The sequence below is a fragment of the Saccharothrix sp. NPDC042600 genome, from assembly GCF_040647305.1.
Lineage (GTDB): Bacteria > Actinomycetota > Actinomycetes > Mycobacteriales > Pseudonocardiaceae > Actinosynnema > Actinosynnema mutabilis.
The window spans coordinates 1-23,998 of the sequence record NZ_JBEZBW010000115.1 but is presented as its reverse complement, the minus strand read 5'-3'; the positions used below and the strand labels follow the sequence as shown (position 1 = coordinate 23,998).

The 23,998-nt window shown below is 72.6% G+C and carries 19 protein-coding genes and 1 pseudogene; 11 read left to right on the top strand and 9 right to left on the bottom strand.

Annotated features, from left to right (window positions below):
- Positions 1–224 precede the first annotated feature (224 nt).
- Positions 225–2,369, top strand: a complete 2,145-nt coding sequence (locus AB0A74_RS37350; RefSeq protein WP_358257145.1) for a phospholipase A2 — start codon at positions 225–227, stop codon at positions 2,367–2,369.
- Here the strand turns inward: AB0A74_RS37350 and AB0A74_RS37345 are convergent.
- The 4 genes and pseudogenes from AB0A74_RS37345 to AB0A74_RS37330 all read right to left on the bottom strand — a co-directional run.
- A pseudogene (locus AB0A74_RS37345) lies at positions 2,367–3,149 on the bottom strand (acyltransferase family protein); the annotation flags it as partial. The gene AB0A74_RS37350 and the pseudogene AB0A74_RS37345 sit on opposite strands and share 3 nt — an antisense overlap.
- A 71-nt stretch (positions 3,150–3,220) precedes the next feature.
- Entirely contained in the window at positions 3,221–3,898 is a 678-nt protein-coding gene (locus tag AB0A74_RS37340; protein WP_358257143.1) for an alpha/beta hydrolase, read from the bottom strand.
- A gap of 63 nt (positions 3,899–3,961) precedes the next feature.
- On the bottom strand, positions 3,962–4,609 hold the full coding sequence (locus AB0A74_RS37335) for a response regulator transcription factor (RefSeq protein WP_358257141.1): 648 nt from the start codon (positions 4,607–4,609) through the stop codon (positions 3,962–3,964).
- Entirely contained in the window at positions 4,606–5,736 is a 1,131-nt protein-coding gene (locus AB0A74_RS37330; protein ID WP_358257139.1) for a histidine kinase, read from the bottom strand. Before AB0A74_RS37330 ends, AB0A74_RS37335 begins: the two co-directional genes overlap by 4 nt.
- A gap of 166 nt (positions 5,737–5,902) precedes the next feature.
- Between AB0A74_RS37330 and AB0A74_RS37325 the strand changes: the two genes are divergently transcribed.
- Entirely contained in the window at positions 5,903–6,403 is a 501-nt protein-coding gene (locus AB0A74_RS37325) for a hypothetical protein (protein WP_121225634.1), read from the top strand.
- A 316-nt stretch (positions 6,404–6,719) separates the two neighbouring features.
- A complete protein-coding gene (locus AB0A74_RS37320; RefSeq protein WP_358257137.1) occupies positions 6,720–8,276 on the top strand; it encodes a cellulose binding domain-containing protein in 1,557 nt (518 codons plus the stop codon).
- A gap of 41 nt (positions 8,277–8,317) precedes the next feature.
- Here the strand turns inward: AB0A74_RS37320 and AB0A74_RS37315 are convergent, their stop codons facing one another.
- Both AB0A74_RS37315 and AB0A74_RS37310 read right to left on the bottom strand, forming a co-directional pair.
- Positions 8,318–9,376 (bottom strand): homoserine O-acetyltransferase, encoded by a 1,059-nt coding sequence (locus AB0A74_RS37315; protein ID WP_358257135.1) that lies wholly within the window; start codon positions 9,374–9,376, stop codon positions 8,318–8,320.
- Positions 9,373–10,782, bottom strand: coding sequence for a bifunctional o-acetylhomoserine/o-acetylserine sulfhydrylase (locus AB0A74_RS37310; protein ID WP_358257133.1), 1,410 nt, complete (start codon positions 10,780–10,782; stop codon positions 9,373–9,375). Before AB0A74_RS37310 ends, AB0A74_RS37315 begins: the two co-directional genes overlap by 4 nt.
- A 190-nt stretch (positions 10,783–10,972) precedes the next feature.
- Between AB0A74_RS37310 and AB0A74_RS37305 the strand changes: the two genes are divergently transcribed.
- Positions 10,973–11,980, top strand: a complete 1,008-nt coding sequence (locus tag AB0A74_RS37305) for a Gfo/Idh/MocA family oxidoreductase (RefSeq protein WP_358257132.1) — start codon at positions 10,973–10,975, stop codon at positions 11,978–11,980.
- Here the strand turns inward: AB0A74_RS37305 and AB0A74_RS37300 are convergent.
- The 3 genes from AB0A74_RS37300 to AB0A74_RS37290 all read right to left on the bottom strand — a co-directional run bounded on the left by AB0A74_RS37300 (position 11,970) and on the right by AB0A74_RS37290 (position 17,394).
- Positions 11,970–13,238 (bottom strand): MFS transporter, encoded by a 1,269-nt coding sequence (locus AB0A74_RS37300; protein WP_358257130.1) that lies wholly within the window; start codon positions 13,236–13,238, stop codon positions 11,970–11,972. The genes AB0A74_RS37305 and AB0A74_RS37300 overlap by 11 nt on opposite strands.
- A 269-nt stretch (positions 13,239–13,507) precedes the next feature.
- The gene (locus AB0A74_RS37295; RefSeq protein WP_358257128.1) at positions 13,508–16,318 is read right to left on the bottom strand and encodes a S8 family serine peptidase; all 2,811 of its coding nucleotides are present in this window, start codon (positions 16,316–16,318) and stop codon (positions 13,508–13,510) included.
- A 173-nt stretch (positions 16,319–16,491) separates the two neighbouring features.
- Positions 16,492–17,394, bottom strand: a complete 903-nt coding sequence (locus AB0A74_RS37290) for a helix-turn-helix transcriptional regulator (RefSeq protein ID WP_358257126.1) — start codon at positions 17,392–17,394, stop codon at positions 16,492–16,494.
- A 112-nt stretch (positions 17,395–17,506) separates the two neighbouring features.
- On the opposite strand from AB0A74_RS37290, the gene AB0A74_RS37285 reads away from it, so the two are divergent.
- From AB0A74_RS37285 to AB0A74_RS37255, 7 genes are all read left to right on the top strand, one after another.
- Positions 17,507–18,472, top strand: coding sequence for a helix-turn-helix domain-containing protein (locus AB0A74_RS37285; protein WP_358257124.1), 966 nt, complete (start codon positions 17,507–17,509; stop codon positions 18,470–18,472).
- A gap of 91 nt (positions 18,473–18,563) precedes the next feature.
- Entirely contained in the window at positions 18,564–18,926 is a 363-nt protein-coding gene (locus tag AB0A74_RS37280) for an SSI family serine proteinase inhibitor (protein WP_358257122.1), read from the top strand.
- A gap of 31 nt (positions 18,927–18,957) precedes the next feature.
- Positions 18,958–19,773: an alpha/beta hydrolase gene (locus AB0A74_RS37275; RefSeq protein WP_358257120.1), complete on the top strand. Its 816-nt coding sequence runs from the start codon at positions 18,958–18,960 to the stop codon at positions 19,771–19,773.
- A 272-nt stretch (positions 19,774–20,045) separates the two neighbouring features.
- Positions 20,046–21,965 carry an AarF/UbiB family protein gene (locus AB0A74_RS37270; protein WP_358257118.1) on the top strand — a complete coding sequence of 640 codons (1,920 nt, stop codon included), beginning with the start codon at positions 20,046–20,048 and terminating at the stop codon, positions 21,963–21,965.
- Positions 21,962–22,447, top strand: coding sequence for a glutathione peroxidase (locus AB0A74_RS37265; protein ID WP_358257116.1), 486 nt, complete (start codon positions 21,962–21,964; stop codon positions 22,445–22,447). The genes AB0A74_RS37270 and AB0A74_RS37265 overlap by 4 nt, the downstream gene beginning before the upstream one ends.
- Before the next feature lie 153 nt (positions 22,448–22,600).
- Entirely contained in the window at positions 22,601–23,518 is a 918-nt protein-coding gene (locus tag AB0A74_RS37260; RefSeq protein WP_358257114.1) for a hypothetical protein, read from the top strand.
- Between the two features lie 37 nt (positions 23,519–23,555).
- Complete coding sequence (locus AB0A74_RS37255; protein ID WP_358257112.1) at positions 23,556–23,846, top strand: hypothetical protein; 291 nt, start codon at positions 23,556–23,558, stop codon at positions 23,844–23,846.
- Positions 23,847–23,998 lie beyond the last annotated feature (152 nt).

Here is a 23,998-nt window from a genome sequence, read left to right as displayed (position 1 = left end):
CCCGCAGCCCGCCGGCCCGCAGCCCGCCAGCCCGCAGCCCGCCGGCCCGCCATCCCGCAGCCCGCAGCCCGCAGCCCGCAGCCCGCAGCCCGCAGCCCGCAGCCCGCAGCCCGCAGCCCGCCACGGGGGCCTACCCCCACCACCGACAGTGGGGAAATCCCCCACCACGCCCTGGGGCAGGCCGGTTGGCCGGCGGGTTCGCCCATCCGTAACCTGGTCTGCCAATGAGCGACGGCAAGGTGCACCACCCCGGTGGGTGGCCGGGAGTGCGGTGGTTGCTCGGGCTGCCCGCCTGGTTCCGGTTCGTCCTCGTCGCGCTCGCCGTCTTCGTCTGCGGCGTGATCGCGTCCCGCCCCGCCGGCGCCGCGAACACCCAGCCGCTCACCGGCGACGTCGCCACGGCCGCGAGAGCGGTCGAGGCCATGACCGCCCCCGACGCCACCACCCCGCTCGCCACCTTCCCCGCCGACTTCAACCAGGTGACCGGGCGTTCACCCATCACCGTCACCGCCCTCGACGGAACGTCACGAGCCATCGACCCGTCCGGGGGATGCTCCGGCCCCGCCGGTGACACCGAGTGGGACTTCGGGCTCGGCTGCCGCGCCCACGACCTCGGCTACGACCTCCTCCGCTACGCCGAGCACAAGGGCCGGCCCCTCGGCCCCGACGCCCGCAAGGCGCTCGACGCCCGCCTCTCCGCCGACATGCACGCCCAGTGCGAGCTGAACCCCCGCGACAACGCCACCCGCTGCCACGTCGTCGCCGGCCTCTACGCCGCCGGCCTGGAGTTCAACTCCTGGCGCCAACGCTGGGGACCGCCCGGCCACGAGCCCGTCCTCGCCTGGGGCTTCGGCAGCGCCGTCGTCGTCTTCCTGCTCATCGCCCGACTGCCCCGCCACAGACCCCACCGGCTGCCCGGCCGCCGGGAACCCGCGCCACCGCTCGAAGCCGCCACCGAGGACCGGTTCTCCACCTTCCTGCGCCTGGCCAGCCTGGGCCTGGTCGTCGTCGGCCAGTCCCTGCTCACCGTCACCCAGTGGGCCGGGGTCAGCGCGAACTGGCTGTGGCTGCTGACCTGGGTCCTGCAGACCGTCCCGCTGTTCTACTTCGCCGGCGGCCACGCGAACCTCGCCGGCTGGCTGGCCGTCCAACGGCAGGGCGGCGGGTACGGGCGCTACCTCGCCGGGCGCATCACGTGGCTCCTGCGCCCCGTGCTGGCGTTCGTCCTGGCCTGGCTGGTCCTGCCGCTCCCCCTCGAACTCCTCGACGTCCCGAAGGACCGCGTCGAGACCTTCGGCCGCCTCATCGCGCACCCGCTCTGGTTCCTCGGCCTCTACCTGGTCACCGTCGCCGCCACCCCGGTCATGGCGTGGCTGCACCGCAACGCCCGCCTGGTCACCCCGGTCGTCCTGGTCGGCCTGATGATCATGGCCGACGCCCTGCGCATCGGCTTCCAGTGGCGCACCGGCGGCTACCTGAACCTCGTCCTCGGCGCGCTGTTCCTCCAACAACTCGGTTTCCACTATGGCACCGTGCGCCTCTCACGGCGTGTCCTGTCCACGTGCGCCCTCATGGTCGTGCCGGCGCTGCTCGCGCTGATCGCCTTCGGCGGCTACCCGCGCACGATGATGGCCGTCCCGGGCGAGCAGGCGTCCAACCTCAGCCCGCCCACGGTGTGCCTGCTGGTGCTCGGCCTCGGCCAGATCGCCGTGGTGCTGCTCGCGCGCGACCGGGTGTCGGCGTGGCTGGCCGGCCGCGCCCCGTGGCACGTCGTGGACTTCGCCCGCCGCGCCCCGATGACCGTCTACCTCGGCTACCTCACCGCGCTCGCCGCCGTGGTGGCCCTGCTCGGCCTGCTCGACGCGCCCGCGGCGGTCCCCCGCTGGCTGACCGTCCTGGTGCTCCTGCTGCTGCCGGTCCTGCTGCTGTTCCACCGGTTCGAGCGCGCCGCCGCCGTGATCGCCTGCCACACCCGCGAGACCCACCGCGCCCGCCTCGCCGTCACGCTCGGCGTCGGCTACTGCGTCCTGGGCGTCCTCGGGTTCGTCGTGACCGGGTTCGCGGGCGCGGCGGGCACGCTGGTCGTGTTCCGGGTGGACCCGTTGCAGAACCTCATCCACCTCCTCCTCGGCTGGTACCTCCTGCACACCGCCCGCGCCGGCACGTGCCACGGCCGCCGGCCCTGGCTGCTCACCGCGCTGGCGTGCGTCCCGCCGCTGCTGGTCCTGGAACCCACCGGGGCGATGGTCGTGCTGCACGGCGCGACGATCGCCGTCGCGCTGCTGGCGGCGGTACCGAAGCAGGACCAGGGTCACGCCCCAGAACAGCGGCAGCCACGTGAGGCGCTCCAGCACCCAGAGCCCGTCTGACGGCAGCGCCACCAGCCCGCGCAGCGGCCCGAACGCGGCCCCGACCAGCGTCACGACGAGCAACGCGCTCTGGTGGGTCAGGAAGATCGGCAACGCCCGCGCGTTGAGCCACCTCGACCGGAACGCCGGCCGGAGCAGCACCACCAGGCCGATCTGCGCGAGCGCCAACGCCAACGCGACCGGCGACGGCGGGAACAGGTTCGACCGCCCGGCCCCCGGCACGCCCACCGCGCTCGCCGGATACCCGTCGTGCAGCGACACGACCATCCCCAGCACCCCGGACACGAGCAGCGCCGCACCCCACGAACGCCGCTGCCCGCGCTCGGCCACCAGGACCCCGACCTGCCACGGCACCCACCACACGGCCAGGACGTTCACCCAGCCGAGGTCGAACACCACGACCACCGCCGGCACCACCACGCTCCACCAGCCCAGGCGGCGCATCCACGGCGTGAGGGCGAGCAGCACCACGTACACCGCGAGGAACCACAGCGGCGTCACCACCAGGTACCCGACGGTCAGCACCGTCTGCTGCGGCAGCCCGCGCATCGACAGTCCAAACAGGACAGCCGCCCAGGACCCGAGCAACACCGCCACCGGCACGACCAGCCGACGCGCCTGGCGCGTCCACGGCGTGCGCGACCGGACCGCCGCGAACCCGCCGGTGAAGAAGAACAGCCCCAGCGTCTGGAAGATCCAGCTCACCCACGCCAGCCCGGGCACCCAGCGCAACGGGCTGTCCACCACCAGCGCGCCGTCCACCAGCACCACGGACGTCACCAGCCAGTGCCCGAGCACCACCCCGGCGATGGCCAGCGCCCGCACCGAGTCGATCACCGGGTCCCGCGTGGTCACGGCCGCTCACCCACCGCGATCCGGGCCAACGCGCGCAACGACTCCGTGCCCGGCGTGAAGTACTCGTCGTGCTCGCGCGCGCCGCCGGTGTCGAAGGTCGTCGCGCCGAAGGAAGGGTCCATCGGGTCGGTGCCGTGGCCCAGGTCGGCGAACCGGACCTTGGGCACCCACCGCGTCCAGTCGTCCGCGCCGCGCGCCGCCCACACCCGTGCGTCCAGCTCGGCGGCCTTGCGGACGCGGACGCCGGGGCTGCCGAGGAAGACCATGTCGTCCACCCGGACCCCGGACGTCGCGCACACCACCGAGCCGTAGCTGTGGCAGATCAGGTGCACCCGTCCTGGCAGGCCCGCGACGTACTCGGCCAGGGACGCCGCGCCCGCGCGGGCCAGCCGGCCGGACGCCGCGTCCACCCCCAGCCCCGACGGCGTCCGGTAGCCCAGCCACGCGACCACCGCCACGTCGTCCCGCCCGACCTCGGCGTGCAGCGCGCGGGCCATGCGGCCCACCGTGGCGTCGAACCGGTCGCCGTCCACATCGGACCCGGGCACGACCACCGCGACGTGCCGCGCGTGCGCCAGGTCCCCGTGCACGGCGACCCGCTCCGCGACGGGCGGGTCGCCGCCGGGCGTGACCAGCACCAGCAGCGCGGCCACCAGGGCGATCTTCTTGGACATGGCCGGAAAGGTAGGGAGGTGACGCCCGCCGGATCGTCACCCCGCGGTAGCTTTCTCCCGGCGCTACCCCGGTACCACCAGCCCGGACTCGTAGGCCGCGATCACCGCCTGCGCCCGGTCGCGCAGGCCCAGCTTCATCAGCACGCGGCTGACGTGCGTCTTCACCGTCTGCTCGGCGAGCACCAGGTGCGCGGCGATCTCGGTGTTGGACAGGCCGGTCGCGATCAGCCGCAGCACCTCGGTCTCCCGCTCGGTCAGCGCGGACAGCGCGGCGGGCTTCACCGGCCGGGCGAGCCGCGCCTTGACGAAGTCCTCGATCAGCCGCTTGGTCACCGAGGGCGCGAGCAGCGCGTCACCGCGCGCCACGACCCGGACCGCCTCCAGCAGCTCGCGCGCGGGCGCGTGCTTGAGCAGGAACCCGCTGGCGCCCGCCCGCAGCGCCTCGTAGACGTAGTCGTCCAGGTCGAACGTGGTCAGGACCAGCACCTTCACCGGGTCGTCGGCCAGCAGCCGGGTCGCGGTGAGGCCGTCGGTGCCGGGCATCCGGACGTCCATGAGCACCACGTCCGGCCGCAGCCTGCGCACCTCCGCGACGCCCGCCGCGCCGTCGCCCGCCGACCCGACCACCTCGATGTCGGGCTGGGCGTCCAGCAGCGCCGAGAACCCCTCCCGCACCATCTCCTGGTCGTCCACCACCAGAACCTTGATCAACGCTCCCCCAACGGAATCCGCGCCCGCACCGCGAAGCCCCCGTCCGGGGTGGGCTCCGCGGTCACCGAGCCGCCGTGCACGGCCACACGTTCCCGCATGCCGACCAGCCCGTGGCCACCACCCCCGCCCCGCGACGGACCGCCCGCGGTGTTGCGGACGAACACCTCCAGCGCCTGGTCGACCACCGACACCACGACGGAGACGTTCGACCCCGGAGCGTGGCGGCGCGCGTTGGTCAGCGCCTCCTGGACCACGCGGTAGGCGGTCAGCCCGACGGCGGGCGGCACGTCGGCGTCGGCCACGGACGCCTGCGGGGCGAGTGCCCTGATCTCGGCCAGGCCCGGCTGGGGCGCGCGGTCGGCTTGCTGGTCGGCCGACCGCAGCACGCCGAGCAGGTTCTGCATGTCGACGATCGCCGCGCGAGCCGCGTCACCCAGCTCGGCGAACTCCTTGAGCCCGGCTTCGGGCAGGCCCGCGATCCGGTAGGGCGCGGTCTCGCAGCGGACGGCCACCATCGACATGTGGTGGGCGACGACGTCGTGCATCTCCCGCGCGATGCGGGCCCGTTCGACCAGCGCGGCCTTGGCGTCGCGCTCCTCGTGGAACCGCCGCTCGGCCCGTCCCCGCGAGCCGAAGGCGTAGGAGATCAGGAGGGCGAGGCCGAGGAACAGCAGCGTGGGCGGGAAGTAGTCGAGGTTTCCCATCGCGCCCACGAGGTACACAGCACCCGTGGTAATCACCGCGACCACGAAGACGACCCGTCCGCCGTACCGCAGACCCACTCCGACCAGCACGGGGAGGTACCAGCACCACTGCCAGTCACCCAGGATCGCCGGCTCGTGGGTGTTGAGCAGCCGCATCGCGAACAGACCCGCCGTGGCCAGCCGCCAGGCGCCCAGCGGGGAGAACAGCGCGAGGGCGTACGTGCCGAGGACGATCGCGAACAACAGCGGCCACCAGCCGTCGGGCGACTCGCGCTGCACGTACGCCGAGGAGATGCCGATGGCGAGGACCAGACCGTAGACCAGGACCGCGGCCTGGGCGACGAGCTTGAGCCGGGAGTCGGCCGCGCCGAAGACCCGCGTGCGGTCGGGCAGCAGGACCACCCGCAGGAAGGTGCGGATCACGCCCCGATGCTAGGTGGCCGGGGGCGGGCGGCACATGACACCGGGGTGTGTCATACCGGGGTAGCACCCCGAGGCCGGCACGGCAAGCCGTTGCGGCACCCGATCACCACCGGGTAGGCAATACGACAGAGCTGTGCACCCCTACTCCGTGTTGGAAGATGGCTGAATGCACCCGCAGCAGGATCCGGACCGCTGGGCACGGCTCACCGCCGTCGCCGGCCAGGCCTTGGCCGCCGCCAAGGTCGGGGAGGACGCCGTCGCGGTCGACCTCGTGACCGGCTACCTCAGCGGCTCCCCCGAGGGGAACGAGGAGATCCGGGAGCTGGTGCTCCTGCTGTTCTCGGAGTGCAGCGACATGGTCGCGGCCCTCGGCTCGGGCGGCGCGACCCCGGTCAAGATGCAGGTCTTCGACGAGGACGGCCAAGAGGTCCCGATCGACGACGCCGACCCGCCGGTGCGGACGGCGATCCGGACGTTGCTGGCGGAGGTGCACGGGGACCAGGAGGCGGCGGCGGAGCAGATCGAGATCGCCCTGGCCAACGGGCAGCCGCAGGAGCTGGCGACGGTGGTGCTGCAGGCGCTGCGGTGGACGGTCAAGTTGGCGCTGGAGTGCGAGGTGCGGGACCTGGCCGTGGCGTCGTGGATCGAGGCGGCGCTGGACGAGTGAGCCCGCGGCGCTGTCGGTGCGGCGGTTTCGGTGCGGCACGACAGTAAGAGCAGGGCGGGCCCGGCGGCGCGGCGTTGGGCTGCCCCCACGTGACCCTCACCTCGCCTACCCCGCTCAAGCCAGGCGCGGGGAAGCCGGGGTTAGCGCGTGAGCCGTGCGACGCCTGCGGGGAGGCTGCGCGCTGGCACCAGTCAAACCAGTGCCAACCCCGAACCAGGCCCACACGCCCTTGAGAAGGAGCATTGACAATCTCGGTGGTCTAGACCAGTCTCGCCGGTGGGCGCGATTACCCTGCCGATCCGCCGAGGAGTTCCTCATGAAGACAAGAATGGGCGCGGTGCTGGCAGCCGGCGCCCTGGCCATCGGATCACTCGCCATCGCCGGGCCGACCGCGTCGGCCGCACCCGGGGTCACCGCCACCTTCGCCAAGGCGCAGGACTGGGGCAGCGGCTTCGAGGGCAAGTTCACCATCACCAACGGCGGCCCCAACGCCATCACCTCCTGGAAGGTCGAGTTCGACCTCCCCGCCGGCACGTCCCTCGGCTCCTACTGGGACGCGCTGATCACCCGGACCGGCGACCACTACGTCGCCACCAACCGCGAGTACAACGGCAACGTCGGCGTCAACGCCTCGGCGAGCTTCGGCTTCGTCGGCGCCGGCTCCGGCGCGCCGCTCAACTGCACCGTCAACGGCGCACCCTGCACCGGCGGCGGAGGCGGCGACACCACCGCGCCGACCGCACCCGCCAACCTCCGGGTCACCGGCACCACCAGCAGCTCGGTGTCACTGGCCTGGAACGCCTCGACCGACAACGTCGGCGTCACCGCCTACGACGTCCACCGCGGCACCTCGGTCACCACGGTCACCGGCACCACCGCGACCGTGTCCGGCCTGGCCCCCGGCACCACCTACCAGTTCACCGTCAAGGCCCGCGACGCCGCCGGCAACGCGTCCGGCCCGTCCAACCAGGTGTCCGCCACGACGCAGACCGGCCCCGCGCCGGGCGGCCGGGGCGCGCCCTACCTGTTCCTGGGCTGGGGCAACCCGCCGGCGCCCCAAACGGTCATGAACGCGACCGGCGTCAAGTGGTTCACCATGGCGTTCGTGCTCGCGCAGGGCGGCTGCAACCCCGCCTGGGACGGCAACCGCCCGCTCACCGGCGGGATCGACGCCAACGCCATCGCCCAGATCCGGGCGGCGGGCGGTGACGTCGTGCCGTCGTTCGGCGGGTGGAGCGGCAACAAGCTCGGGCCGAACTGCTCGACCCCGCAAGCGCTTGCGGGCGCGTACCAGAAGGTGATCGACGCCTACGCCCTGAAGGCGATCGACATCGACATCGAGAACACCGACGAGTTCGAGAACGCGACCGTCCAGGACCGGATCCTGGAGGCGCTCAAGATCGTGAAGCAGAACAACCCGGGCATCCAGACGATCGTCACCATCCCGACCACCCGGACCGGCCCCAACTCGTGGGGCAACCGGCTGATCGAGCGGGCGAACGCGCTGGGCGCGAACATCGACGTCTTCACGATCATGCCGTTCGACTTCGGCAGCTCCGACATCCGCACGGACACGATCAACGCGACCGTGGGGCTCAAGGACAAGCTCAAGTCCACGTTCGGGTGGTCCGACGCGGTGGCGTTCAACCACGCGGGCATCTCGGGCATGAACGGCCTGTCCGACCAGCGCGAGGTCACCACCACGGCCACCTGGACCGCCCTGCGCGACTGGGCCAAGTCCAACGGCCTGGGCCGGTTCTCGTTCTGGGCGGTCAACCGCGACCGGGGCGGCTGCGACGGCCAGGTGTCGTCCAACTGCTCGGGCATCGCGCAGCCGGACTGGGAGTTCACCCGGATCACGGCCGGCTTCTGACGCACGCCACGACGGGGGGCGCGGGCACACCCCGCGCCCCCTCAGCCGTCCTTGAGCAGTTCGGTCACCAGCGCCCCGACCTGGTCGACCTCGATCAGGAACGCGTCGTGGCCGTGCGGCGAGGTGATCACCCGCAGGTCGGCTCCGGGGACGCCCTCGGCGATCTCGGCCTGCTGGCGCACCGGGTAGAGCCGGTCGGAGTCGATGCCGGCCACAATCGTCCGCGCGCGCACCCGCGACAGGGCCGCCCGGACGCCCCCGCGACCCGCGCCGACGTCGTGGCCGTTCATGGCCCGGGTCAGCACCGCGTAGCTCTCGGGGTCGAAGCGGCGGGCGAGCTTGTCGGCGTGGTGGTCCAGGTACGACTCCACCGCGTACCGGCCGTCGGGCTGGACGGTCCGGCCGAAGCGCGCGGCCAGTTCCGGCTCGCTCCGGTAGCTCAGGTGGGCGATCCGACGGGCCACGCCCATGCCGGCCACGGGGTCGAGCTCGATCGCGCGCAGTTGCGCCGACGCCAACGCGATGTGCTCCGCGGTGGACGCGGCGGGCGCGGCCACCACCAACAAAGACTTCACTCGATCAGGTACAGAAACCGCCCATTCGAGAGCACGCATCCCTCCCATCGAGCCACCCAGGACCGCCGCCCACGCCGAGACGCCCAACGCGTCCGCCAGCAGCACCTCGGCCGCCACTTGATCACGCACGGTGACGTCCGGGAACCGCCGTCCCCACGGCCGCCCGTCGGGCGCCGCCGACCACGGACCGGTGGTCCCCTGGCACCCGCCCAGCACGTTCGGGGCCACGACGAACCACTGCGCCGGGTCCAGCGCCCGACCGGGCCCGACCAGGCCGTCCCACCACCCCGGCGTCGGGTGCCCGGGACCGGCGGGCCCCGCGACGTGGCTGTCGCCGGTGAGGGCGTGCAGGACGAGCACCGCGTTGGAGCGGTCGGCGTTCAGCGCGCCCCAGGTCTCGTAGGCGATGCGCAGCGGCAGGCCGGGGAGTTCCCCGGTCAACCACCGGCGTCGCCCGTTCGGGTCCCCCTCCCGCCACCCGCCGGCGACGGGAGGGGTCTCCCCGAGAGTGGACCCGCTCCTCACTGCACGGACTTGGCGGCGCGGAACCCCGCCTCCAGGTCCGCCTTGAGGTCTTCGACGCCCTCGATGCCCACCGACAGCCGCACCAGGCCGGGCGTCACGCCGGTGACCGCCTGCTCGGCCGGCGTCAGCTGGCTGTGCGTGGTGCTGGCCGGGTGGACGATGAGGCTGCGCACGTCGCCGATGTTGACCAGTTGGCTGAACAGCTCGACCCCGTCGACGAACGCCCTGCCCGCCTCGGCCCCGCCCCGCAGTTCGAACGACACCACCGCGCCCGCGCCCAGCGGGAGGTACTTCCGCGCCAGCGAGTGCCAGGGCGAGGACGGCAGTCCGGCGTAGTGCACCTTCTCCACCTCGTCCCGCGACTCCAGCCACTCGGCGAGCACGCGCGCGTTGGCGACGTGCCGTTCGATGCGGAGGGACAGCGTCTCGATCCCTTGCAGGATCAGGAAACTGGTCAACGGGGCGATCGCCGCGCCGGTGTCCCGCAGGCCCTGCACCCGCAGCTTCGCGGCGAACGCCCCGTGACCCAGCACGGGCCAGTACCGCAACCCGTGGTAGCTGGGGTCGGGTTCGGTGAAGTCGGGGAACCGCTCGGCGTCCCCGAAGTCGAACTTGCCGCCGTCCACGACCACACCGGCGATGGCCGTGCCGTGGCCGCCGAGGTACTTGGTGGCGGAGTGCACGACGATGTCCGCACCGTGCTCCAGCGGCCGGAGCAGGTACGGGGTGGGGACGGTGTTGTCCACGACGAGCGGAACCCCGGCGTCGTGCGCGACCTCGGCGACCGCCGCGATGTCCAGCACGTTGCTGCGCGGGTTGGCCAACGACTCGGCGAAGAACAGCTTGGTGTTCGGCCGCACGGCGGCGCGCCACGCGTCGAGGTCGTCCGGGTCGTCCACGAAGGACACTTCGATGCCGAGCTTGGGCAGGGTGTAGTGGAACAGGTTGTAGGTGCCGCCGTAGAGGGAGGCGCTGGACACCAGGTGGTCGCCCGCGCGGGCGAGGTTCAGGATGGCCGCCGTCTCCGCCGCCTGCCCGGAGGCGAAGGCCACGGCCGCGACACCCCCTTCCAGCGCGGCGACCCGCTGCTCCAGGACGTCCTGGGTGGGGTTGTTGATGCGCGTGTAGATGTTCCCGGGCTCGGCCAGGCTGAACAGGGCGGCCCCGTGCGCGGTGTCGCGGAAGACGTAGGAGGTGGTCTGGTAGATCGGCGTCGCACGGGCGCCGGTGGCGGGGTCGGGCGAGGCTCCGGCGTGGACCTGCTTGGTGTCGAAGGACCAGGACATGCACGTACTCCTGTTCGCGCTGGGAGAGCGGGGCTCGGAACGGGTCGGGCGGGACGGGGACGGGAGCGAGCCGGGACGGGGGAAGGCGCGCCGGCGGGTCGGCGACGCGCGAACGGGCACGCGGGGCCGTGAGGTGGGTGTCGCCGCTCGGTCGGGCGAGCGGAGGTCAGGCCTGGGGACAGGCCATGCTGGTGACGCGCACGTAATCGACGTGCCGACGGGTCACGAGCGGGCTCATGGGGCAAAGGTAGCGCTGGGTCACCGGGCGCGACAGAGCGTCCAAGTCGTGGGACGCCTAGGGTTGGCGCCCATGCGCACCGCTCTCATCGGGTACGGGCTCGGCGGGGCCGCGTTCCACGCGCCCTTCCTCGCCACCACGCACGGGCTCGACTTCGCCGCCGTCGTCACCGGCAACCCCGAGCGGCGGCGGCAGGTCCAGGAGCGTTACCCGGGGGTGGCGGTCGTCGGCACGATCGACGAGCTGTGGGAGCGCGACCTCGACCTCGTCGTCGTGACCACGCCCAACCGGCGCCACGCCGAGCACGCCCGCGCCGCGCTGGAGCACGGCCTGGACGTCGTCGTGGACAAGCCCTTCGCGGCGACCGCCGCCGAAGCCCGGGACCTGGCGGCACTCGCCGAAGCCGGGGGCAGGCGGCTGGTGCCGTTCCACAACCGGCGCTGGGACGGCGACTTCCGGACCGTCTCCCGGCTCGCCGCGGAGAACCGGCTCGGCCACGTCCACCGGTTCGAGTCGCGCTTCGAGCGGTGGCGGCCGGAGGTGAAGGAGTCCTGGAAGGAGTCCGGCGACCCGGCCGACCTGGGCAGCATCGTCTACGACCTCGGCACCCACCTGGTGGACCAGGCGATCGCGTTGTTCGGCCGGCCCACGCACGTCTACGCCGAGGTGCGCACCCTCCGCCCGGCGGCGCACGCGCACGACGACGCCTTCCTGGCCCTCACCCACGCCAACGGCACGGTCTCCCACCTCTGGGCGTCCGCGCTCGCCGCCGACCTCGGCCCCCGCTTCCGCGTCCTCGGCTCCGCGGCCGCCTACGTCAAGCACGGCATGGACCCGCAGGAAGACCTCCTGAAAGCCGGCGCGGTGCCCGGTGGCACGGGCTGGGGCGCCGACCCCGAAGAGGCCTGGGGCCGGCTCAACGGCGACACCGTCCAGACCGAACGCGGCGCGTACCAGGACTTCTACGCCGGCATCGCGGCCGGCGGGAGCCCGGTCCCCGTCGCCGACGCGGTCACCGGGCTGGAGGTCGTGGAAGCGGCCTTCGAGTCGGCGCGCACCAACGCGGTGGTCACGCTCTAGAGCGCAGCGTCTCCCCGATCGCCAACAGGCACAACGCGCTCACCATCGCCCCGGCGATCAGGTACAGCGACACCGGCCACGAGTCCCGGGTCGGTGTCACGCCCAACAACCACTGCGCCACGAACGGCGACAGCCCGCCACCCAGCACCGCACCCAGCTGGTAGCTCAACGACACCCCGCTGTACCGCACGCGCGTCCCGAACAGCTCGGCGTAGTACGCGGGCATCGGCCCGAACAGCGCCGCCGACCCCGCGAAACCCACCACCAGGGCGACGACCACCCCCACCGGCGACCGGGTCTCCAGCAACCAGAACAACGGCAGCGCGAACACCCCGAGGAACGCCGCCCCGCCGAGCATCACCGGCAACCGCCCCACCCGGTCGGACAGCCGCGCGAACACCAGCAGCGCCACCGCCTGCGCCGCCGCGCCGACCAGGGAAGCGTTCAGCAGCAACGACTTGGACATGCCGAGCTGCCGGGTCCCGTACGACAGCACGAACGCGGCGAGCACGAAGATGAACATGGTGAACCCGAGGTTCACCCCCGCACCCAGCACCACCTTCCGCCACGACCGCCGCAGCACGTCCACCACCGGCACCCGCGCCCGGTCCTCCGACCGCACCGCCCGGAACTCGGGGCTCTCCTCGACCGACAGCCGCACGTACAGCCCCACGCCGACCAGCACGAGGCTGAACAGGAACGGCAGCCGCCACCCCCACGACAGGAACGCGTCCCCGGACACGGCCGTCGCCAGCGCCATCGCCCCGTTGGCCAGCACCAACCCGACCGGCGAGCCGAGGAACGTCCAGCTGCCGTACCACGCGGTCCGCCCGGCCGGGGCGTGCTCGACGGCCATCAGGGTCGCCCCGCCCTGCTCGCCGCCGAGGAAGAAGCCCTGCACGATCCGCAGCGCCACCAACAGGATCGGCGCGGCGATGCCGATGGACGAGTAGGTCGGCAGCAGGCCGATCAGGGCCGTGCACACGCCGGTGGCGGTCAGCGTCAGCACGAGCATCGAGCGGCGGCCGACGCGGTCGCCGAAGTGGCCGATCACCACGCCGCCGAGGGGCCGGGCGAGGAACCCGGCGCCGAAGGTCGCGAACGCCAGCAGCGTGGCGACGCGCGGGTCGAAGGACGGGAAGAACAGCTTGTCGAACACCAGCGCGGTCGCCGTGCCGTAGAGGAGGAAGTCGTACAGCTCCACCGCGTTGCCCGCGGAACTCGCCAGCGCCACGCGGCGCACACCCGTGGTCCCCATCCACCCACCCTGGTGCCCGGGGCACGCGCCCAGCAAGGCCCGTCCGGTGCCGTGTCACGCGGACCTCGGCGGGCCGGTCCCGGATGGGTGAGTCGGTGGCGAAGCCGGGTGATGCCCCGGAAGCGGGGGACGTCCGGGCGATCGGGCGGATCCGTTGCCGGATCGCCTCACCGATCGTCCTCGGGCGTCCCCCGCTCCACACGGGAGGACCAGCCTGGTCGGTCAGCCCACCGGGCCGGTCACCGGGTCAACGCCTCCGTGAGGCAGCACTAGTACGGGAAGATGAACCAGTAGAACGACACTTCGGCCCGTGCGCCCGAGCTGTCCGTCACGGTCACGGTCGGGTGGTAGTTCGCCCACGTCGTCGGCGTGCCGCCGATCAGCCCGGTGGACGAGTTGATCGACAGGCCGGCGGGCAGGCCGGAGGCGGTGAAGCGGTAGCCGCCGGAGCCGCCGGAGGCGGTCATCTGCAGGCTGACCGGCTTGCCCTTGACGCTGGTCTGCGTCCCGGGGTCGGCCAGGGTCAGCTTCGTCGTCCCGCCGCCGGTGACGGTCAGGGTGTAGACCGTCTGCCGGGTCACGGAGCCGCGCGTGCCGCTGACGGTGATGCGGTGCTCACCGGTCGGGGTGGCCGCCGAGGTGCTGATGGTCAGCGTCGAGCTGCCGCCGACACCGATCGCCGACGGGCTGAACGACGCCGTCGCGCCGGGCGGCAACCCGCCGGCGGACAACGTGATGTCCCCCGCGGGCGGCGTGCCGCCGATCTGCTCGTTCGCCCAGTCGCCGAGCACGCCCCACATCTTGGCGTGCGCGTTGTAGGACGCGCAGTCGGTGCGCAGCCAGGAGAAGACGCCCCAGATCTTGCCGTTGTGGTAGTACGGGCCACCGGAGTCGCCCTGGCACAGACCGGTGCTGCCGTCGCCGTAGCCGTCGCAGAACATGTACCGGGTGTCGAACTGCGAGTTGATGTTGCGGCAGTTCTGGTCGTCCACCGTGGGCAGGACCGTCTCCCACAGCTTGCTGTTGCGCTGCGCGTCCTGCGAGTCGGTTTTGCCGTAGCCGATGGCGGTGCCCCGGGTGCCCAGCGGCAGGGAGTCGCCGGAGCGCGCGATGGCCGGGTAGGCCATGCCGGCGGGTGTCGGGATGTCGGTCTTGGTGAAGATCACGGCCACGTCGAAGCCGGTGCGCCACCCGTCGCTGGGGTTGTAGCCGGGGTGGACGCGGTACTCCTCGACCTCGATGCGGGTGCCGGTGCTGGTGTCGGTGAGGTCGTCACGGCCGTAGACCAGGTACTTCGGGTCGCCCTGGGAGAACTTGCAGTGCGCCGCGATGAGCACCGCCCGCTTGGCCACGACCGAGCCGGTGCAGGACTGCTCGGCCGGCCGCACGCCGCCGGTGCGGTGCTGGGAGATGATGAACGGGTACTTGGCGACCGTGGTCTGCCGACCGCCGATCACCGCGGTCCCGATCTGCCCGGTGACCGCCGACGCGCCGACCGTGGTGGACACCGACGAGCCCGCCGCCACCGATCCGCTGGACGGGGTGGTGCTGAGGGTGAAGTCGTTCGGGACCTCGCCGTTGACCTTGAGGGACACGTCCGCGGTGCGCGTGGCGTCGGTTCCCTTGCCGGTCACGGTGACGCGGTGGTCGCCGGGGCTGGTGCTCGCCGCGGCGGTCAGCGTCAGCCTGGCCGAGCCGCCCGCGGTGACCGAGGACGGCTCGAACGCCGCCGTCACGCCCGCCGGCAGGCCGCTCGCCGACAGGGCGACGGTCTGCGCCGACCCGCTGGTCACGGTCGTGGTGATGCTGGTCGTCACCGCCGCGCCCGGATCGACGCTCACCGACGCCGGGGTGGCCGCGATCGAGAAGTCGTCGACGGGTTGCCGCGCGGCCGGGACGTGCAGGAGGCGGTTGGGCGTGCCGGTGCGGATGCCGGTCATCTTGCCGGTGGTGGCGTTGTCGACGACCCACTTCTTCAGGTCGGCGGGCGTGGCCGACGGTTGCTCGCCCAGCCGCAGCGCCATCGCGCCGGCCACGTGCGGCGCGGCCATCGACGTGCCCGACTTCTGGCCGTAGGCGGTGTTGGAGGTGTTGACCGCCGAGTCGATGTTCGAGCCGGGCGCGAACAGGTCGGTGCAGGGACCGTCGTTCGAGTCGCCGGCGCGCTGGTCGGAGCTGGTCGAGTTGGCCACCCGCACACCGGTCTCGACGCGGCTGCCCGGGCCGTAGTTGCACGCGTTGCCACCGTTGTTGCCGGTGATCAGCGCCCACTGCACGCCGGACGCGATCGCGCCCTTGATGGCGTCCACACCGACCGTGGGATCGTCGGCGTACACGCTCATGTTGACCACGGCCGGCTTGACCGCGTTCTTGGCGATCCACTCGGCGGCCACGACGATGTCGCTGTCCTTGCCGGTGGACTGGCAGCCGAGGATGCGCACCGACCACAGCGTCGCCTTCTTGGCCACGCCGCGGGTCTTGCCGCCCGCGATGCCCGCCACGTGGGTGCCGTGGCCCTGCTTCGCGGAGTCGCAGTCGTCGCCGTTGGTGGGCGGGACGACGAAGTCGGCGGCGTACTTGGCGCGACCCTCGAACTCCTGGTGGGAGTACCGGATGCCGGTGTCCACGACGTAGACGTTGACGCCGGAGCCCGCGGTGGCGGGGTAGTCGTACTTCCGGTCCAGCGGCAGGTCGCGCTGGTCGATGCGGTCCAAGCCCCAGTTGGCCGGGTTGTCCTGGACGTCGGCGGCGCGGGCGGTGCCGGACTGGGTCACCGACTCGACCGACGGGTTGCCCGCCAGCCGCCGGGCCTGCCGCTCGGTCAGGTCCTCCACGACGAAGCCGCGCATGACCTTCTCCAGGACGTGCGTGGCCTTGCCGCCGTAGCGGGCGGTCAGGTCGGCCGCGCCGCTCGACGCCCGGACGCCGTCCTTGAGCTTGACGAGGTAGACGCCGGGCACGGGGTCCTGGGCCGCGACGCGCACCTCGCCCTCGGGTTCGGCCGCCGACGCGGGCGGCGCGAGCGCCGCGAGTGCCAGCGCGGTGATCGCCGCCAGCAGTGTTCGGGATGTGCAGGGCATTGATCGACTCCTTCTCGGACTCCGGGCGTTCACCGGCCCGGAGCAGGGGAACCGGAAGGTAGTCGGGGGTGGTTCGGTACCTGAACGGTTGTGTTACCGGTCGGATCGCCGGGTGTTCCGCCGTGCTCCGCCGCAGGTGGGGGCCGTTCTCGCGGAACAGTTTTCCGGTGTTTTCACCACTCCCAGCGCACGCCGACGGTGCCCGGCCGGACCGACGGGGCGACCAGCGCGGTGGTGCCGGCCGCGCCCAGCCACAGCTCCTCGGCGTGGCGCTCGGGGCCGCGCAGCCCGGCCCGGTCGTAGCGGCGGACCCGGCCCGGCGGTGGCCCGGCGAACCGCAGTTGCAGCGTGTAGAGGCCCACCGGGCGGGTGAACCGGCGGTAGTAGTGGTCGAGCGGTTGGCCGTCGGGCAGGCGCACCTCGTACTCCAGGACGGTGTGCTCGCCGCGGTCCAGCGGGCGGTCGAACAGGAACTCCGCGACCAGCGACCGGGCGGCCTCGTCCCGGCGCACCCGGCCCCGCCGGGCGTGTGCGACGCCGACCAGCTCCGGCGGCGGGAACCCCGGGTCGTCCACCTCGTGGCACACCAGGTAGCGGTCCACGCGGTCGGCGGCGGCGCGCACCACGAGCCGGGTCCGCTGCCGGCGCTCGCCGGTGCGCTCGTCCACCACCAGCGCGTCGTTGACGCTCAGGAAGTCCAGACGGGCGTCGGCGGAGGCGTCCAGCCCGGTGAGCAGCGACCCGCACGAGGGCCACAGGTCGCGCCGCGACAGCGTGCCCGGCGGACGCCCCGGCCGGCGGCCCCGCGGCCGGCGTGCGCCCAACAGGGCGACCAGGGACGACGGGGGCAGGCCCAGGACCTGTTCGAGCCGGGTGAGCGCGGCCATCGACCGGGCGCGCTCCGGCCGGCTGCGGCCGTTGCGCCAGTACGAGATCGAGGTGCGGCTGACGGTCACGCCGCTGTCGCGCAGCCGGCTGCACAGCCGGTCGAGGGTCAGGCCGGACGCTTCGATGGCCGCGTCGAGCGCGGACTCGAACGGGCCGGTGCGGAGGATCTGCTGCAGTTCCCGGTCCATGTCCACCGTCTTCCACCGTTGGTGTCCCGAACCGTCGAAGCTAGCCCGCGGGAGGTGCACCGGAAAGGGCAGCTCTGGCCGTTGGCCACAACTGGCCGGCAGCATGGGGTCGGTGGACGACGTGGACGCCGACTTCCTGGAACCGGTCGGGCTGGGCCGCACCGAGGGCGCGGTCTACCTCGGGTTGCTGCGGCTGCCCCGCGCCGACGCCGCCCGGCTGGCCGCGGCGGTGGACCTGCCGGCGGGCCGGCTGTCCCGGGCCCTGGCCAACCTGGCCGCCGCCGGGCTGGTCACCAAGCTCGCCGGCCGCCCGGCCCGGTACGTCGCCGCGCCGCCGCAGGTCGCGCTGGACGCCCTGGCGGTGCGCCGCGCCGGGGAGCTGGACCGGCTGCGCGCGGTGACCCGGCGGCTGGCGACCGAGTACGAGCGGGCCCCGGGCGGCGAGCCCGGCGACCTGGTCGAGCTGATCGAGGGCGGGCCGGCCGTGCGCCACCACATCGCCCAGCTCCAGTCCGCCGCGCGGGAGGAGGTGCTGCTCATCGACTGCCCGCCCTACCTGGGCGGCGCGCCGGAGCACAACGCGGCGGAGTTCCAGGCCCTGCGGCGCGGGGTGGCGTACCGGACGATCTACCACCTGCCGTCCGTGGACGACCCGGCCCGGCTGGCCCAGATCGCGGACTACGCGGCGGCCGGCGAGGACGCCCGGGCCCTGCCCGACGTGCGGATGAAGATGATGATCGCCGACCGGCGCACGGCGCTGATCCCGCTCAGCTTCGAGGCGTCCGAGACCGGCGTGCGCATCCTGGTGCACCGCTCGCCGCTGCTGGACGCGCTGGTCGCGTGCTTCGACCTGCTGTGGGAGAAGGCGGCCCCGGTCGGGACGGCGCTGCGCGGCGCGCACCGCGACCGGGAGGTGCTCGCGCTGCTCGCGGCGGGCCTGAAGGACGCGGCCATCATGCGGTCGCTGGGCATGACGCAGCGGACGATGACCCGGCGCATGGCGGCCCTGCTGGCGGAACTGGACGCGGCGACCAGGTTCCAGGCCGGCATGAACGCCGCCCGGCGGGGGCTGGTGTGACCGCTCGACGATCAACGGTTTGAAACCGGTTCGTCACACGATGTAGTGAGATGGCTGGAGGACGTGGCACCCCGCGCGCCACTGTGGTGACATGGCACCACTTCCCCTCCTGGCGGCCATGGCCGCCTTCGCTCCGATGGTCACCGCGGCCCCGGAGACCACGCTCAACGTCACCACCACCCGATCGGTGGCCCAGGTGCGGATGGCCAACCTGACCTGCGAACCGGCCGGCGGCAGCCACCCGGACGCCGACGCCGCCTGCCAGTTGCTGTCCGATGTGGACGGTGACCTCAACGGTTTGCAGCCCGAGCCGGGCATCGCCTGCACCATGCAGTACGACCCGATCACGGTCCGCCTCACCGGCATGTGGCGCGGCAAGTCGCGGCAGTTCACCGCCACCTACGAGAACTCGTGCGTCATGCGCGCGCATACGGGACCGCTGTTCGACGTCTGAGGTTGGGCTCGGCCCCGTGGCCGAGTTGAGCGTGAGCACCGACGGTCGGACGCTGCACGCCCACGACACGGGTACCGGCGGCTTCCCGGTGTTCTGGCTGCACGGCACCCCCAACACCGGCGCGCCACCCGAGCCCCTGTTCGCCGACGCGGACCGCCTGGGCCTGCGCTGGGTGTCCTACGACCGCCCCGGTTACGGCGGGTCCACCCGCACCCCCGGCCGCGACGTCGCGTCCGCCGCCCGGGACGTCGCGGCCGTCGCCGACGCCCTGGGCCTGGACCGCTTCGCCGTGGTCGGCCACTCCGGCGGCGCGCCGCACGCGCTGGCCTGCGCCGCGCTGCTGCCCTCCCGCGTGACCGCCGCGGTGGTCTCCGCCGGGCTCGCCCCGTACGACGGGTTCACCGCGGCCGGGCTGGACTGGTTCGCCGGCATGGCCGCCTCCGGCGTGGGGTCGCTGCGGGCGGCGCTGGCCGGGCGGGCCGAGAAGGAGGCCCACGAGGCGGCCGGGGTGGAGTACAACCCCGAGTTCACCGACGCCGACCTGGCGGCCCTGGACGGGCCGTGGTCCTGGTTCGAGCGGGTCGTGGGGCCCGCGCTGGCCGGCGGACCCGGCGGGCTGGTGGACGACGACCTGGCGTACGTGAACCCGTGGGGGTTCGACCCGGGCCCGCTGGAGGTGCCCGCGCTGTTCCTGCACGGCGTGCGCGACCGGGTGGTGCCCGCCGAGCACTCGGAATGGCTGTCCGCGCGCTGCCGCGCCGAATTGCGCCTTTTCCCGTCGGACGGCCACATCTCCGTCCTGCGCCACATGCCCGACGCGCTCGACTGGATCGCGCGGCACCGCTGAACTGGGACCCGCTGGGGGTCCACGACACCGCCGCCGAAGTCGTGGGCCCCCAGCGGGGGTCTGGGCGATCGATTCATCCGATCTGTCACCCGACAGTAGAGACCCGGGTCACATTCGTCAACAATCTTCACATTCTTGAATTGGTGCGACTTAACGGCTTCAGCAAAGACGGTCACCGGACTCCGGAGCATATTCATCCGAACTTTGGGTGACCGGCGTCGATTCTCAGGCGGACCGCTCTATCCTCCGGCCGAACCGGTTCTGGGGGACTCATGGACGACTTCCTGCTCTACACCGTCGGCGTGCCGCTGACCTTCCTCGCGATGGTGCTCGGCATCGCGCTGGCCGCGCGCCGCATCCTCGGGCTGCGGGTCGGGCTGGTGCGCACCGCGTTCGCGTGCATGATGGGCCTGTCTATCACCGCGAGCGTCCTGAGCGGGATGCCCGGCCCGGAGACGACCGGCGCGCTGGGCACCGTCCAGTTCGGCATCGCGCTGCTGCTGATGATCGCGCTGCTCACCTTCGCCGAGATCATCGTGCCCACCGGGTCCATCCCGCCGCCCACCGAGTGGTGGCGGGCCGCCCGCGCCCGCGTGGTCCGGGCGCGCCGGTACTCGCGCATCACGGCCATCGCGTTCCGCCACGGCCTGGGCCCCTACCTGCGCGGCCGGGAGCGGACCGACACGCGGGTCGCGCGGTCGCTGCGGCTCGCGCTGGAGGAGGCCGGCGTGACGTTCGTGAAGCTCGGCCAGGTGCTGTCCACCCGGCCCGACCTGCTGCCGGCGGACGTCGTCGAGGAGCTGACCCTGTTGCAGGACAAGGTCCCCGCCGCGCCGTGGGCCGCCGTGCGGGAGGTGCTGGTGGCCGAGGTCGGGCCGCCCGAGGAGGTGTTCGCCGAGTTCGACCCGACGCCCATCGCGGCGGCGTCCGTGGCGCAGGTGCACCGGGCGCGGCTGAAGTCGGGCGAGGAGGTCGTGGTCAAGGTGCAGCGGCCCGGGGTGCGGCGGATCGCCGAGGGCGACCTGGACATCGTGAACCGGCTCGCGGGCACGTTGCACGACCGGACGCGGTGGGGGCGCGCCATCGGCGTGCGCGACCTGGCCGCCGGGTTCTCGGCCGCCCTGCTGGAGGAACTGGACTTCCGCGTGGAGGCGCGCAACCTCCAGGCGGTGCGGGCGGCGTCCGACGGGACCGGCGTGGTGCTGCCGCGGGCGCACGAGAGCCTGTGCACGGCAAGGGTTCTGGTGATGGACCGGCTGGACGGCGTGCCGCTGCGGTCCGCCCCGCTGGAGTCGACCGACCGCGACGGGCTCGCCCGGTCACTGCTGGACGTGCTGCTGCGCCAGGTGATGCTCGACGGCGTCTTCCACGCCGACCCGCACCCCGGCAACATCATGCTGCTGCGCGACGGCCGCCTGGGCTTGCTGGACTTCGGTTCCGTGGGCCGCATCGACGCGCAACTGCGGTCCGCGCTGGGCAAGATGCTGCTCGCCATCGACCACGGCGACCCGGCCGGCCTGCGCGACTCGTTGCTGGAACTGGTGTCCCGGCCCGACGAGATCGACGAGCAGCAACTGGAACGCGCGCTCGGGCAGTTCATGGCGCGGCACCTCGGCGCCGGGATGCGGCCGGACGTCGAGATGTTCGGCGACCTGTTCACCCTGGTCTACCGGTACGGGTTGAGCATCCCGCCGGAGATCGCCGCGGTGTTCCGGGCGCTGGCGACCGTGGAGGGCACGCTGGGCGCGCTGTCACCCGGGTTCAACATCGTGGTGGAGTCCAGGGCGTTCGCGGACAAGCAATTCAGCGAACGCCTGAGCCCGGAGTCGTTGCGCCGCACGGTGACCGAGGAACTGCACTCGATGCTGCCGCTGCTCAAGCGGCTGCCCCGGCGGGCGGAACGCATCTCCAGCGCGCTGGAACAGGGTCGGCTGGGGCTGAGCATGCGGCTGTTCGCCGACGACCGCGACCGCCAGTTCGTGACCTCCCTGCTGCACCAGGTGATGTTGACCGTGCTGGGCGCGACCGCGGGCCTGATGGCCGTGCTCCTGCTCGGCGCGGACGGCGGTCCGAAGGTCGGCCCGGACATCACGCTGTACCAGGTGTTCGGGTACAACCTGCTGGTCATCAGCGTCCTGTTGGGCCTGCGGGTCGTGGTGACGGTGTTCCGCCCCCGTAGGGTGGGGACATGAGCATCCACGACATCGCCGTGAACACCGTCGCCGGCGAGCCGAGCAGCCTGGGGTCGTTGCGGGGCAAGGCGTTGCTGGTGGTCAACGTGGCCTCGAAGTGCGGCCTGACGCCGCAGTACACCGGGTTGGAGCGGCTCCAGCAGCGCTTCGGCGACGCCGGGTTCTCCGTGGTCGGCTTCCCGTGCAACCAGTTCGCCGGGCAGGAGCCGGGCACGGCGGAGGAGATCTCGACGTTCTGCTCCACCACCTACGGCGTGACGTTCCCGCTGTTCGAGAAGGTCGAGGTGAACGGCCCCGGCCGGCACCCGCTGTACGCGGAGCTGACCGCGCACGCCGACGCCGACGGCACGGCCGGCGACGTGCAGTGGAACTTCGAGAAGTTCCTGATCTCCCCCGAGGGCGAGGTCGTCGCCCGCTTCCGCCCGCGCACCGAGCCCGAGGACGACGACGTGGTCAAGGCGATCGAGGCCGTCCTGCCCTAGGGCCCAAAGGCCCCTGGCCTGCGGTGTTCACCAAGCGTATCGTCGTCGCCCAGCGGCGTCGGGGCCGGTCGCGTAGGGGTGACCGGTAGCCGGAAGGCTCCCCGACGCCGCGGCACGCCTTCCGGTCCCGCCGCACTCGCTGGGAGACCGGACATGAGACCACTCGCACGAGCGGCCGGGGCGGTCAGCGCCCTGGCCGCGGCACTCCTGGTACCCGTGGGCACCGCGCAGGCCCACGCCCCTTCCGGAGCCATCTTCACCACCCTGCCCGACGGCAGCGAGGTCAACTTCAACCACTTCCCGACCAAGCAGGACGTCCACCTGGACGGCGGCCCCGGCCCCGGCGCGCCCCAGGAGGCCGCCGGCCTGGACGACGGCACGTACGTGTTCCAGGTGACCGACCCGAGCGGCAAGGTCCTGCTGTCCACCGACCCGGCGGCGTGCCGGCAGTTCACCGTGTCCGGGGGCGTCATCACCGGAGTGGTCGACACGAGCTGTGAACACGTGACCGGCACCGACGTCGACCACAACGCGACCACCGTGCAGCTGTTCCCGTACCTGGACACGCCCAACAACGGCGGCGTCTACAAGGTGTGGGTCACCACGGTCGAGGACTTCCTGCTCGGCTGCTCGCAACTGGGCGTGGCCAACGGCCTGGCCGTGGTCGACTGCGGCAGCACGGGCGGCAACCGCCACGGCTTCATCCCGGCGCACAGCAAGACCGACAACTTCAAGGTCGGCGACAAGGTCATCGTCGAAATCGACACCCGCTTCAACCGCTGGGACACCGTGGGCCCGCTGGACGGCAAGAAGGTGACCTGGACCGACACCAACGGGGCGACGAACACCAAGTGGTCGTACTACGCGCCGGAGCTGTACGTGTTCCACGAAGCACACGTGGAGGCGGTGGAGGTGGGCGTCCACAAGATCACCGTGGACCACCAGCCAGGCTGCCACGTGGAACGCGTGGACGTGCAGAACCAGCACCTCACGGGCCCGGGAACGGTCTCGGTGCGCATCTCGAACCTGAACCAGGAGAAGACCGTCTTCGTGGACGTGCTCTGCTCGTGACCTGCTCGCGGGGCCGCCTCGTGGCACAGTGGAGGCCATGGAGCCCCTGATCTCGGAAGCCCGGCGCCGCTTCGCCCTGGGCGCGGCGCCGGGCCGGGTCTTCGCGGAACTGGCCCTCTACACCGACCCGCGCGAGGCGGCGGTGGCGGTGTGCATGGCCCTGGGCATCGCCCGAACCGAGGCGGAACGCTCGGTGGGCGCCCCGGGGCAAAACCCGGAATTCTGGGACCTGGCCGGCTACGCCCGCCTCTCCCCCTTCGAGGCGGCCCACGAAATCGGCGGCCTACTAGAGGGAGTAGGCGTCTTCCGAACCCCCACCACCCACTGACACCAGCGGAGCAAAGCGACGCGCCGCAGGCGCGCACGCTTTTGAAGGGCTGCCAAGCCAAGGAAGGGCCTCGGTTCGTTCCCCGTACGGCCTGGGCGCAGCCCAACCGCGCTTTGGGGTTCTTGGCAACCAGCTTTTCCGGTTGCCAAGAA